The organism is Argonema antarcticum A004/B2, assembly GCF_023333585.1.
GTDB lineage: Bacteria > Cyanobacteriota > Cyanobacteriia > Cyanobacteriales > Aerosakkonemataceae > Argonema > Argonema antarcticum.
Genome location: NZ_JAIQZN010000023.1, coordinates 1 through 12737 on the forward strand (window position 1 = coordinate 1; position 12737 = coordinate 12737).

16 protein-coding genes are annotated in these 12737 nt (G+C 46.3%); 3 read left to right on the top strand and 13 right to left on the bottom strand.

What is annotated here, in order from left to right; translation table 11 throughout:
* Window positions 1-351: 351 nt before the first annotated feature.
* The 10 genes from cpcG4 to LAY57_RS12260 all read right to left on the bottom strand — a co-directional run bounded on the left by cpcG4 (window position 352) and on the right by LAY57_RS12260 (window position 8472).
* Window positions 352-1107, bottom strand: a complete 756-nt coding sequence (cpcG4, locus tag LAY57_RS12215; protein WP_249066879.1) for a phycobilisome rod-core linker protein CpcG4 — start codon at window positions 1105-1107, stop codon at window positions 352-354.
* A gap of 126 nt (window positions 1108-1233) precedes the next feature.
* Entirely contained in the window at window positions 1234-1983 is a 750-nt protein-coding gene (gene cpcG2, locus LAY57_RS12220; RefSeq protein WP_249066881.1) for a phycobilisome rod-core linker protein CpcG2, read from the bottom strand.
* 53 nt (window positions 1984-2036) lie between these two features.
* Window positions 2037-2876, bottom strand: coding sequence for a phycobilisome rod-core linker protein CpcG1 (gene cpcG1, locus LAY57_RS12225; RefSeq protein ID WP_249066883.1), 840 nt, complete (start codon window positions 2874-2876; stop codon window positions 2037-2039).
* Window positions 2877-2969: 93 nt separating this feature from the next.
* Complete coding sequence (gene cpcF / locus LAY57_RS12230) at window positions 2970-3575, bottom strand: C-phycocyanin alpha-cysteine-84 phycocyanobilin lyase subunit CpcF (protein WP_249066885.1); 606 nt, start codon at window positions 3573-3575, stop codon at window positions 2970-2972.
* Window positions 3576-3620: 45 nt separating this feature from the next.
* On the bottom strand, window positions 3621-4451 hold the full coding sequence (cpcE, locus tag LAY57_RS12235; RefSeq protein WP_249066887.1) for a C-phycocyanin alpha-cysteine-84 phycocyanobilin lyase subunit CpcE: 831 nt from the start codon (window positions 4449-4451) through the stop codon (window positions 3621-3623).
* Between the two features lie 26 nt (window positions 4452-4477).
* Window positions 4478-4753, bottom strand: coding sequence for a rod-capping linker protein CpcD (gene cpcD / locus LAY57_RS12240; RefSeq protein WP_249066888.1), 276 nt, complete (start codon window positions 4751-4753; stop codon window positions 4478-4480).
* Window positions 4754-4849: 96 nt separating this feature from the next.
* Window positions 4850-5713: a phycobilisome rod-core linker polypeptide gene (locus LAY57_RS12245; RefSeq protein ID WP_249066889.1), complete on the bottom strand. Its 864-nt coding sequence runs from the start codon at window positions 5711-5713 to the stop codon at window positions 4850-4852.
* Between the two features lie 115 nt (window positions 5714-5828).
* Window positions 5829-6317 (bottom strand): C-phycocyanin subunit alpha, encoded by a 489-nt coding sequence (cpcA, locus tag LAY57_RS12250; RefSeq protein WP_249066890.1) that lies wholly within the window; start codon window positions 6315-6317, stop codon window positions 5829-5831.
* Between the two features lie 111 nt (window positions 6318-6428).
* Window positions 6429-6947 carry a C-phycocyanin subunit beta gene (cpcB, locus tag LAY57_RS12255; RefSeq protein ID WP_249066891.1) on the bottom strand — a complete coding sequence of 173 codons (519 nt, stop codon included), beginning with the start codon at window positions 6945-6947 and terminating at the stop codon, window positions 6429-6431.
* Window positions 6948-7527: 580 nt separating this feature from the next.
* Window positions 7528-8472 (bottom strand): RluA family pseudouridine synthase, encoded by a 945-nt coding sequence (locus LAY57_RS12260; protein WP_249066892.1) that lies wholly within the window; start codon window positions 8470-8472, stop codon window positions 7528-7530.
* A 133-nt stretch (window positions 8473-8605) separates the two neighbouring features.
* Between LAY57_RS12260 and LAY57_RS12265 the strand changes: the two genes are divergently transcribed.
* Window positions 8606-9889: a RuBisCO small subunit-like domain-containing protein gene (locus LAY57_RS12265; RefSeq protein WP_249066893.1), complete on the top strand. Its 1284-nt coding sequence runs from the start codon at window positions 8606-8608 to the stop codon at window positions 9887-9889.
* 260 nt (window positions 9890-10149) lie between these two features.
* Entirely contained in the window at window positions 10150-10284 is a 135-nt protein-coding gene (locus LAY57_RS35825) for a hypothetical protein (protein WP_275993894.1), read from the top strand.
* A gap of 6 nt (window positions 10285-10290) precedes the next feature.
* Here the strand turns inward: LAY57_RS35825 and LAY57_RS12270 are convergent, their stop codons facing one another.
* The gene (locus LAY57_RS12270) at window positions 10291-11316 is read right to left on the bottom strand and encodes a serine hydrolase (RefSeq protein WP_249066894.1); all 1026 of its coding nucleotides are present in this window, start codon (window positions 11314-11316) and stop codon (window positions 10291-10293) included.
* A gap of 23 nt (window positions 11317-11339) precedes the next feature.
* Window positions 11340-11894 (bottom strand): 2'-5' RNA ligase family protein, encoded by a 555-nt coding sequence (locus LAY57_RS12275; protein WP_249066895.1) that lies wholly within the window; start codon window positions 11892-11894, stop codon window positions 11340-11342.
* 84 nt (window positions 11895-11978) lie between these two features.
* On the opposite strand from LAY57_RS12275, the gene LAY57_RS12280 reads away from it, so the two are divergent.
* Entirely contained in the window at window positions 11979-12245 is a 267-nt protein-coding gene (locus LAY57_RS12280; protein ID WP_249066896.1) for a YciI family protein, read from the top strand.
* 16 nt (window positions 12246-12261) lie between these two features.
* Here LAY57_RS12280 and LAY57_RS12285 read toward each other — a convergent pair whose 3' ends face one another.
* Window positions 12262-12675, bottom strand: coding sequence for a GFA family protein (locus tag LAY57_RS12285; protein ID WP_249066897.1), 414 nt, complete (start codon window positions 12673-12675; stop codon window positions 12262-12264).
* Window positions 12676-12737 lie beyond the last annotated feature (62 nt).

The following is a 12737-nucleotide window of genomic DNA, read 5'->3' on the forward strand; positions in this document are numbered from 1 at the left end:
CACTCTGCCACTCTCCCCCTCTCCCACTCTCCCCCTCTCCCCCTCTACTCAAATAGCATAGTAAGTACGGAAGAGCCTTTCCTCTTCCCTCTTCCCTAGTCCCTAGCAAGAAAGCCCCTAGTCCCTAGCTATAAATCTGAGTTGGCAGCACGATAGTAGGCGGAATCAAATAAGTTGACAGACATAATCTGACTGTGTTAAAAACACTAACACTATAACTACAATGACTGGGCTTAATTTCCGCCTAGCTCAACAACCAACAAACGCTATAACGTCAGCCAGTCATTATTAAGCGGAAACTAAACCCAGTCTTTAAAGCAAAAAGTGATTTAGAGAAACTCAGCCAGAACCTTAGCGGCGCTTGGGCACCTTGTTCAGGTAATCGATGTCAAACGCAGACAGGCGTTGCGCGTAATTGCGCTTGGTATTGACCGACGACGCCATACCGCTGAACTTGCGGGGGTCGCCTTCGGGCAGTTTCCGTTCCTGTTCTTTGCGGCTGTAGAACTTCTCCAACGCAAAACGCCAATCGGTTTTGACAGTACCAGCTGATTCTTGGAAGTCCACGCCGTAGCGGGGTGTCACCAAATTGAACGGACGCGCCTCCATCCGCTTGCGTTGGTAGGGTACAGTGAAATCCCCAAACGCTGCGGTATACTCATCGCTATCAACCAGTGCATCCACAAAGCCGCTAAAGCCCTTGGTTGCAATCACAATTGACCAAGCGATTTCTTCGTCTTTGTTGTAAGAAGTACGACCCAAAAAACGCTTGAGGCAGATTTGTACCAGTCGATAATTATTATTGACCGAGACAACTAAACGATAAAAAGCCTCTGACTTCGCCAATTCACGGATCAAGTCGCGCACCGTAATGGAACGATTGGCGAGACGAGTTTCCACCGCAATTTGACGGTTGAACTTGAGGATTTCGTGTTCGCTGAATACTTGGCGATAACCTGCCCAAATCAGTTCCTTAATCTCGTAGGGAGAACCGGCATCTTCTAGGCGATAGATATAAGGCGTATCTTCATTAAGATCCGCTACGCCAAAGCTTTTAACGCGCTGGTTTTGGGATGAAGGTTTATATGAAAGCAACGATAGTGCCATGCAAAAGCCTCCTAATGTGGTTGAAAAGTAAATACGTTGGTCAAAAAGGTAACTTCAAATCGTAAAATTCAGATTGCAGATTGAAAAATTCAACTTTAAATCTGAGATCTTGAATTTGAAATTCCCTTACCGGCGTTGCGGAAAACTCGTGCTTGAGTTAATCGACACCGGAATCCCTTCAGGCTTATTATCCCTTGTCGTGTCGGGAATTTTGATATTAGCCGTTGAAACGTTCAGATTTTGGGTAACTTCCTTGATTTGGAGAGAACGTGCCAAATCAAGGAAGTTACGGACATCGCCCCACTTGTAGCGTTCGTCTTCTTGTTTGTCGCGCCAGTAGTTGCCGTAACGAGGGGTCACCAAGTTAAAAGGACGGTCTTTGTAGCGACGGCGCTGATAAGGCACCGTGTTGTCGCCAAAATTGGTCTGATATTCTTCGCTATCGATCAAGGCGTCAACGAAGCCGCATAAACCGCTGGTAGCGATTTTAATTGACCAGGCAATCTCTTCATCCTTGTTATATGGGGCACGGCCCAAGATGCGTTTGAGGCAAAGTTCGACGACGCGATAGTTGGAGTTTGTTTCTACAACTAAACGGTAGAATGCCTCAGTCTTCGCCAAACCACGGATGAAGTCCCGGACAGTAATCGCCCGATTTTTTACCTGAGATTCCAACGCAATTTGACGAAAAGATTTGAGGATTTCGTGTTCGCTGAGAATTTGACGGTAGCCAGCCCAGATTAATTCCTGGACATCCCTATCGTCTATGCAGTCTTCTATGCGATAGATTCTGGGTGTTTCTTCGTTGGCCACTTCGTAACCCGCTACTCGCTGGTTCTGCGAGGAGGGTTTGTATGTAAGCAAAGGTATGGACATAAGCAGTTTTGAGGTTTGAGTTTTTAGTTTCGCTCTGCTAATCGGTATTAGCGCTATGCTTTGGGATCTGTGGAAACATAGCGATAGGGGAGCGCAACTTCCGTATGACTGACTGCTGGTTTAACAGTGCTTCCCTGACGAGTCATATCTGGAAGATTGACACTTCTGGTCTGATTGATTGCCCGGTCTTTGTACCGCTGGTAATTAACTTGGGGGGTAACGATGCTCCGCGCCATTGCCAGGAAGTTGTCGGGAATGCCTTTACGAGCAACTTGTTTTTCTGGTTCCCCTGTACCGTAGGTCCGCACTTGATAATAGCTGCGGCCTTCAATTTGAATCAGGCGAGTGCGCCAATAGTCGCTGTAACGGGGATTTACTAAGTTGAAGGGTCTTTCGTTGAATCGACGGCGTTGATAGGGTATGAGGTCATCTCCAAAGTTCTGGACATATTCCTCGCTATCAACAATAGCGTCAATAAAGCCATGTAATCCCTTGGTTGCTATTACAATTGACCAGGAGATTTGCTCGTCTTTATTGTAAGTAGCGCGTCCGAGAAAGCGTTTGAAAGTGATGTCAACTAAACGGTAGTTGGAGTTGGTTTCACCTACAAGTTGCCGATATACTTCGGATTTGCCGAGTCCCCGGACAAACTCTCGCACTGAAATAGAGCGATTCCGCAATAAGGACTCTAAGGAAAGTTGGCGGTTGCTTTTGAGGATCAACTGTTCGCTGAAGATTTGGCGATAGGCAGCCCAGATTATTTCGTTAACTTCATACTCTGATGAAGTATTGGTTAACCGATAATTAATGGGATCGTCTTCATCAGGAACTTCGTAGCCTTCTACGCGCTGATTTTGTGTGCTTGGTGTAATTTCTAGGATGGGAATTGGCATTTTTTAAGTAGTTGTAAGTTGCTAGTTGTAACTTGATGGTGTTAGTTATTGGTTGTTAGTTGTATTTAACGACTAACGACTGACTTCTAACGACTAACTACTGAGGGTTGCTAATTGAACTCTCGCGCGAACTGCTCGATCGCTTTCCGATCCGAGCATTTGCTGTAAGTGGGTTTGGATATGGGGTTTGATTCCCGGCTCTTTAGCCAGTAATTGCAAGCCTACAATGGCTGCATAGCGAATCGACCAGTCTGAGTCTTGGGAGACTTGTCGAAGCGTGTAAAAAGCTTTTTCTTGGGCGGATTGAATCTGTTCTGGGGAAAGTTTGTGCCAGTGGAGGTTTCCTAATCCTTTGGCGGCAGCACGGCGGACGCTGGGGGCAAAGTCGTTTAGAGCTGCTGTGTTCAAGACTTCTAGGGAACGCGGATCTGCGATCGCGGCTAAGGCGCGTATGGCATAAGCCCTCGCGCCGTAGTTGTACCCATCCAGTTTTTCTAGTAAAAGCCCTACAGCCGATTCCCCCATTTGAATCAACCCTTCAACGGCTATTAATGCTGCGCCTGGGTTGTTGTAGCCCAAAGCGGCGATTAGGGTAGGAATTCCAGCTTCTAAACGGGCATCTGCTAAGGCGCGTACTGCTGCGATCAGAGTTGCGGGGGTATCTGCTTGTTCGACAGCCTGAATAAGGTCATTAGTCATTGCTTCACCTGCTCTTTCCCCTAGCCCCGACGCAGTAGCCCCTTTCTACAAGAGGGTATCCATCAGGTTCATGACTTTGACAGCCCCGTCGTTGAGCGATTCAGGTTTGAAAGGCTCAAGTTGGTTTTCTAATAAGCCTTTGAGAGCTATGAGCTTAAAGCTATTTTCTACCGCCGATTGGGCGATCGCACTAGCAGCCGGTAAATAGCCTATAGCACCAAGGTCAGACAAAGCCACCCGGCGCAATTGAATATCTTTTCCGGCCAAAGCTTTAACTAGGCTTTCCCCATATACTGACTCTTTGGTCAGCTGGTACATAGCCCTGGTGGCAGAGTACTGCACTCGCTCTACTGGATGTTCCAGGAAGGGTTTAATCAGGGGAATGGCTTCAGTTGCCTGGAGCGTTCCCAAGGCTTCCATTACAGCTTCGTAGGGTTGTGCTAAATGGGGCATCCCCGGTACTTGTACGGCAGCTGCTATTCCACCAAATAGCAGCTGCTTCAGCGCTGGAATGCAAGCTGGGTTGCCCAGCATACCCAGCGACTGAGCAGCTGCTTCTCGTACATAGAAGTCGGAGCCATCCAAACACTCAATTAGGGCAGGTACAGCCTTAATATCTCCTATTTTTCCCAGCGCCCTTGCGGCATTGCGCCGTAGGGGGTAGCCTCCTAACTCTGTTCGGTCAGCCTCATCGTTTAAAGCTGCGATCAGGGTGTTCACTGCTGCTGGTGTGTCGATCTGGAATTTTCCCAGCCACCAAGCGGCATAATACCGGAGACTCACATCTTCGTGGGTGAGATTGGCGATCGCCTGTTCTACCGTTAGCGACGGAGAAACTTCTGTTTCACCATCCGCCTCTGGATTGGACTCCTGCATGATTCAGAGTGCAAACACTTTCTCAGTTAATCTTCTGATTTGTCTGATTTTGCGGATGCGGCAGCTTCTTCAGCACCCCAGGGCTGAATGCTGACGATTTGGCCGCCAAGACGAGTAATGCGCCGCATTTCTTCATTCATGCGGCTGTATGGGACGGTGACAAATACGCTGCCGCTGCGACGAATAGCGTAGTTATTTTTGTCGTTTTCTTCGTTTTGGCGTAAGCCAACAACTTCGTAACGAAAAACACGGCTACCAGAAGGCGTGTTTGCAGCGCTACCAATGGCGGTTTGACCAAGCATTGTTTTAGTACCTCCTGTGATTTTAATTTCAGATTTCCAATCTGAGATTTTAGATTTAATTTCAATCCAAAATCCAAAATTTAAAATCTAAAATTCTTAGGCTGGGTTGACGCTTACGATTTTGCCGCCTGAGCTATGAATTTGCTGCATTTTGGGAAGCAGATTTTCGTAAGGCACCAAGAAAGCGGTGCTGCTACGGCGGACACCGGGATATCCCGGCTGACGAATACCGGCTACTTCGATGCGGTAAACGCGGCCACTTTCACCATAAGAACCACCCAAGCAGTTACGGGGGGCAACATCCCTGGATGCGCGGTAGTAAGACCAGGTGTCATCGCTACCGGAAGGCTTGATAATCGAGGAAGCGACATTCTGCGCCAGGTCGGTGGCGAGACGAGAGTTACGGCCTTCTACTTGAGCGCGATCGCTATTGGCATAACCCCGGTACAAGCGGAACATCCGCGTGAAACCTACGCTTCTTTGCCCTGCTTGATACTCAAAGCTACGATAGTAGGGAACAATGTTGTCGCCGAAGTTGGCTTGATACTCCTGAGAGTCGATGTAGGAGTCTATTTCAGCGTCGTAACCCTTGTTCTCGTACAAATCGAGGTGATAAACCACCTCTGATTCGTCATAAGGGGCACGTCCCAGTAGATGTTTGTAGTTCAGCTCGATCAACCGGGTTTGAAAACTGTTGTAGAAAAACTTGGTTTTGTATAGCTCCGATTTAGCTACGGCGCGTACAAACTCTTTGACTGTCAAATTTCCATCTCGCAGAAGCGATTCGGCACTAACCAGACGTTCGGAAGCCATCAAATAATCATTGCCCAGAACCTGACGGTACGTGGCGCGGATTACATTCTCGATATCTTCCTTGGTTGCATAAGGTCTTAGTTCTACCCTTGCTGCTTCACCATAAGCTGCTGTTCCCAAACGGGATGCTGCTGCTGTTATCGCCACTTTAAATTTCTCCCAACAAACACAGCTTCTCTTAAATACAACAATGCCCGGAGAAATAAGCAACTGCGAGTTTCATAACCAGCACCTGCATACCCCTCCGGGCCATAGCGATCGATTAGCTCAGAGCATTGATCGCGTAGTCGATGTAGGTGTTAGCTTCGTTAGCAGCTTGGCCGCTCAGACCGTGATTGCCTTTGATGTACTTGAGGGCTTCAACGTACCAGCTAGGAGATAGATCGAAAGCTGCGTTGATTTCGCTCAAGCCAGCAACCAAGAACTCGTCCATTGGGCCTGTGCCACCGGCAACCAGACAGTAGGTCACCATACGGACGTAGTAGCCGATGTCACGAGAACACTTGGACTTGCCTTCGGGGGTGGAGGCGAAGTTGGCACCCTGCATTTGGGTGGTGTAGGGGAATTTTTGGTAAACTGCATTAGCAGCACCATCGATCAGCTTTTGAGCGTTGTTGGTCAGGGCGCGAGCTGCTTCCATGCTGGCAGTGGCGCGTTCAAACCGACCGCGAACTGCTTGCAGTTCGGTGTTGCCCAGAAAACGGCCTTGAGTATCGGCTGCTGCGATCGCTTCAGTAATAGGGGTCTTCATCTTTTCGTTATCTCCAGAATACTTTGCAAAGTTTCCTAACTAGGGTGCGAAAAATCGCGGTTTGAGTTGTTTGAGTGCGGGATTAAATCCCTACTCAGGACTCAAAAGTTATTAAGCAACGGCAGCGGCAGCGCGATCGAAGTAGCTGGCTACTTCAGAAATCAAAGAGCTGCAATCGCCTTGGCTGATTCCGCTGGGGTCGTTAGCGATCGCAACTGCGGCTTCTTTCATCTTGGAAACGCCAACAGCTACGGAAGAACCGGGGGTACCCAGAGCTTGGTAGGTTTCGCGTAGGCCATTCAGGCAGCGATCGTCTAGCACGCTGGAGTCACCAGCCAGGATTGCATAAGTTACATAACGCAAAACGATTTCCATGTCGCGCAAGCAAGCAGCCATGCGACGGTTGGTGTAAGCGTTGCCACCAGGAGCAATTAGCTGAGGTTGTTCAGCAAACAGAGCGCGAGCGGCGTTGGCAACAATGGTGGAACTGTTGCTGGTGATGCGGTTAACGACATCCAAGCGCTTGTTTCCGTCGCGAACTAAGCCGGTTAAAGCATCCAGCTGAGAAGCGCTGAGGAATTCACCCTTGGCATCTGCCTGAGAAACAACTTTGGCGAATGCGTCTAACATTAATTCAATCTCCTAACTTTCTTTGGTTTGAGAGGGTTTTTTGCTTAAAAACTGGTATTTCGGTAATTACGCCAATTCAAACTTTGAATCAGCTTACCGGGGTCAATAACAGACAAATGTCAAAAGCACTTTTCAAGTTACTGCCCCTACCACTTGCTCCTTTGAGGGAGCCTTTTATAAGGATAGGGGATAATTCTGAGAAATTTTCACCTTTTTATGAGAAAAGCGAAAAGTTGCTTAATCAGTACTTTCTCTTACTTTTGCCTGTCTGTAAGTCCCTACAGGTTATGTTTATACACTGCCGTTCAGGCTTAATATATTACAAATTGTTAATTGGCTTCTCTCGGTACGGATAAACGCATCAAATCGTTTATAAATAAGGCTTTTGACTTCTCCTTACTCTAGTTATTTGTTACATTTCTTAAAGTATTTATACTTATAGGTTTTGATTGATAAATCTTATATTTTTTGACAAACCGCTAAAACCGCCACTTTATAAGGAATTGGGGCTCAATTAACCGAACGGCCAAAGAGTGATTTTGTATAGAAATGTAAATGAAAAGTAATAAAGATACGTAAATTAAATGCTGGAAGCGGGGAGGGCTACTCGCCGTCGCAAGACTTCCAGGAGGGTAACGAAGTGAGGCGGAAGAGGTGCTGTCACCTGAATCATCTGTCTGGAGATAGGATGTTCTAAAGAAAGTCGCCAAGCGTGGAGGGCTTGACCGGGTAGGTTGACGCCTATCTTGTGTCCCGAACTGTAAACTGGGTCAGCGACGATGGGATGGCCCATATAGGCACTGTGGACGCGAATTTGGTGAGTGCGGCCTGTTTCTAGCTGAAAGTGGATCAGGGTGTAGTTTCCCAGACGTTCCTCTACCCGCCAATGGGTGACGGCTAAGCGACCTTTTTTCTCTTCCAGCATCACAGCCATTTTTTTGCGATCGACAAGATGACGGCCGATCGGTTGGTCAATGATGCCGCTTTCCGTTTTGGGGGAACCGTAGACGACACCCAGGTATTCCCGGCGGGCGGTTTTGGCTTTAAGTTGAGCTTGGAGATGCTGGTAAGCTTGGTCGGTTTTGGCGATCGCGATCGCACCTGTCGTATCTTTGTCCAGCCGATGGACAATGCCGGGACGCTGGACACCGCCAATTTCTGCGAGAGGACAATGTGCCAAAAGGGCATTGACAAGAGTACCTGCTGGGTGACCTGCCGCTGGATGGACGACTAATCCAGCGGGTTTATTAAGAATTAACAAGTGGTCGTCTTCGTAGAGAATGTCCAGAGGGATGTTTTCGGCTTGTAATTCCGAAATCTCAGCCTCTGGGATGATGACATAGATCCGATCCCCAGGCTTAACAATTTTGTTTTTGGTGGGGCAAATTTGGTCATTAATTTTTACCGACCCTTGTTCGATCAGTTTTTGGATGCGGGAACGGGAGAAGTCGGTTAGTTGACTAGCTAACCAGCGATCGAGGCGATCGATCTGGTTTTTGGCCAAAAAGTCGCTGGTTTCATTCACTTGTAGGTAGATTTCGGGTTGAGAAATGGTGTTTTAGTTGAACTCGTCAACTTCTATTGTAGAAACAAACCGCGACCGGCGCAGATGTCATAGAATTTTAACACTAGGATGAGCGATCGCAAAACACACACCAATGAGCTATTACATCTCTTCCCGTTTCCTTGACAAACTGGCCGTTCATATCACCAAAAACTTCCTCGATATTCCCGGAGTAAGAGTTCCCCTAATCCTGGGAGTTCACGGACGCAAAGGAGAAGGAAAATCCTTTCAATGTGAATTAGTTTTCGAGAAAATGGGCATCGAAGCCGTTCACATTTCTGGAGGAGAACTCGAAAGTCCAGATGCTGGAGATCCAGCGCGGTTGCTTCGTCTGCGATATCGAGAAGCAGCAGATTTGATTAAGGTTCGTGGCAAAATGATCGCACTGATGATCAACGATTTAGATGCAGGTGCCGGACGCTTCGATCGAGGCACACAATACACTGTCAATACTCAGTTAGTGAATGCCACACTGATGAATATTGCCGATAACCCAACAAACGTACAACTCCCTGGCAGTTATGACTCAAGCCCACTAAATCGCGTCCCAATTATTGTGACGGGAAATGACCTTTCCACCCTATATGCACCGCTGATTCGCGATGGTCGGATGGAGAAGTTTTTCTGGGAACCAAACAGAGAAGATAAAATTGGCATTGTTGCCGGTATCTTTGATAAAGATGAACTTTCTGCCAGAGAGATTGAGCAATTCGTCGATACTTTTATCGATCAAGCCATAGATTTCTTTGGCGCTGTGAGATCCAGAGTTTATGATGAGCAAATCAGGCAATTTATCCATGAAATTGGTTTTGAGAGAATTTCTTCTCGTGTGGTAAATAGTGCCGAAGGAAAACCAACTTTTCTCAAGCCAGATTTCCGACTATCTCGCTTAATTGAATTTGGCAACTTAATGGTGCAAGAACAGCAGCGAGTGCAGAATTCAACCTTAGTACAAGAATACAATGCAGGACGATTAAATAACTATCAACAAACGCCAAATCCTGCGCCTGCTACTCCTATCCCAAATCAAGTGGCGAATAACTCAACTAAAGTTGAGACAATTTACAAAGTCAATTACGCTAGCAGCAACAACGATCGGCCAAATGGTTCTAAACTAAGTGCAGAAACTCAGGAACAGGTACGTCAGTTGCTTGCCAAAGGATATAAGATTGGTATGGAACACGCGAATGAACGTCGTTTTCGGACTCAATCTTGGCAAAGTTGTTCTCCCATCGAGACAAGTGAGGTGTCGGATGCGATCGCAGCTCTGGAATCCTGCTTAAATGAGCATACTGGAGAATATGTCCGCTTGATCGGGATCGACCCCAAAGTTAAGCGACGCATTGTGGAGACAATTATCCAAAAACCGAAGAGTTAGTAAGTCCTTATACGATCGTAGACCTCTCCAGAAATTAAAGGTGCGTCGCTTAGAACCCTTGTAGAGACGTTTCATGAAACGTCTCTACAATGTTTTTTGGAGAGGTCAATTGAAGAAGCTCTAGCTACTTCTGATGCAATAGAAGCTACCCTGATAGAAACCAAGAGGGATTGGAACTTATTATGAACGAGAAACCAAAACTACCACCACCAGAGATAATTCAGAAAACCGTTGATAATTGAAAGAAAGTTTGCGAGAGATTGGATGCTTTCAATGAATTACTCGATCGAGCCAACGATGCTTTTGAAGCGCATATTCTCAGCAATCCCTCAACAGCTTACCGTTTGCGCGGAATTAAGCCAAAAGCTCCAGAAAATACCCCTGAACAATCATAAGTTTTCCTAAATCCCCCCATTTTTAGCAATATAGTCCACAATTTTGGCAATACAGTCGCGAATTTTGGGAGTGCTTTTACCATTATCTTCAGTCACAGTAATAATGTAAGTTTTACCGTTAATTTCTGCTGCTAATGTAGCCCCTCTAACTTTGGTATTTTCTCCAGTTTTTTCACCTAACCATCGCCCCGCAGATGTTTTTAATGCTTCAAATCCCAACAACCGATCGACCTGCCGATTGAAGATATCAATAAGTACATTATATTCGGGATTTTCGCAATTGTAAATTTGCACCATCATCGCTGACAGTTCGTTACTTGTAATTAGGTTAGATGCAAAGCCGCGATTTCTAGTTGGTGGCGTAAATTCTCCTGTTAGCTTGTAAGCAACGCGAGTTGTGGGATAGCCGAGACTGTTCAATACTTGATTGATATAATTCCAACCCAAGTAATCAATTATTTGATTTGTGGCAATATTACTGCTGTTAGCAATCATTTCTGTAACTAAATACTTAAAAGAGTAATATTTGCCCACTTCGATCGGGGAATAATCCTCTTCAGTAAAGTTACTTTTTTCCACATAAATATCTTTATTTAAGCTAATCTTATCTTTTGATAACTTGTGTAAAAGGACGACTGCAATGGGAACTTTAATTAAACTGGCGGCACTTTTTGGGGGCCGATCGCCTCGATAGCTCAAACATTTTCCAGAAAGGTCGCAAACTGTAATCGTTGGCGAGAAAAGACCGCTTTTGTCAGCAATTGTACCAAGAATTTGCGATGGAAAAACCTTAATTGCAGCAGAATGCAAAGAAAAAGTATTTTTGTTTCGGTAATACAAATTTGCTTTAATATCGCATGATAAAGAGTTAAGTAGGCTTGTGGACAATCTGTTAAGCACAGTCGCAGACGAGACAATTTCCTTGCTTGAATATAGCAAAATTGTATAACTAGCAAGTACCGTAGGGGGAGATGTGATTCCCATGATACTAATAATAGCCGCTAAAGATTGTCCAGCTAGAAGGTAGGGCACTGTTTTACGGAAAATTTCAGATTTTATATTTCAAGTTTAAACTCCGAGTAAATATTCCACCGACTACCGTCATAAATTAGCAGCGTGAGGGCGTCAGCAGAGAACTCAAATTGGAACGATCGGGCCTGAAATTCCCGCCATGCAGCATTAAAATTCTGCCGTGTCAAGTCTCTAAAGGAAACTGTAATATGAGGAGAGAAAGGGCGACCTTTAGAAACAGAATCTACAATACCCAATGATGCTTCCATATAGTTCATCAAGTCTGCTTGTAAAGCTAAGAGTTCTGGCGTCTTGAGAACATTGATATAAATGACTCTAGGGGAAAAAGCGTCAAATCCCGACAGTGTAACTGGGATCGATTGTCGCGTACTGGCAAAATCGCGCAGGGATTCTACCAAAACCGTAACTGAATCGATCGCCCACTCAAAAGGCGGTTGCAGGGTAATATGCGGGGGAGATTTCTGGGCGTGACGACTGTTATAGCAATCGGCAAAGTATTGCTTGATCTCATTAGCGCGATCCTGAATCTCTTGGGGCGGCAAAAGTGCGATGAAAAATCGTTTTTTTGATTTGTCCACAATAGTATAATTCCAACTGAGATGTGCCGCTAATAGTTTTAAAATCCTACAAAGCGAAGATTAGCACAAAAAGGATTAATTGCAATGGCTTGGTTTGTCAAAATTGAAGCAGGAATTGTCGATAAATCTACGTTTGACAAATACGTATCGGCTCATAAAGCTTACGTGCAAGATTTGATTGCCAAAGGACATCAGGCGCGTAGCGGCTACTGGGCCGAACGCGGGGGCGGAATGCTCCTATTCCAGGCGGCTACGATGGAAGAGGCGCAAGCTCTAGTTTCCCAAGACCCCCTAGTGAAAAATGGCTGCGTTAAGTACGAACTTCACGAGTGGCGAATCGCGATCGAGTAGTCGGTGAAGGCCATTTCTACATCTGCGGCATCTTGTCAAACTTAGGCAGTTGTGGGTCTGTATAATCCCAGGAGGGAGCGCTCGCCGCAAAAATTACCATGCTGGGTTGGAAAATAGAAGGATCGTCTAAGCTACTGGCACTAATAAATCCCATTTCCGGAAAACCAGAAGACTCCGCGTAGATGGAACAACCGCACCTGGGGCAAAAACCGCGTCGCACCACATTGCCACTCTCACCCTGCGATTCGTAGAACTTCAGTTCCCCGGAGATTTTGACGGCAGACCTGGGGACCGCTAACTTGGAACTGTGACCTGTGGCGCTGGTTTTGCGACAGTCGGAACATTGGCAGTGCGTGGAGAATAAGGGCGATGCCTGACATTCGTAGCGCACAGCCCCGCATAGACAGCCACCGGAGAAAACCTCGCTCATCTCAAAAATCCTCTTGTCATTCTAGCGGTTGTTTTTTCCCTTCTAGTTTGCACGATTCAAAA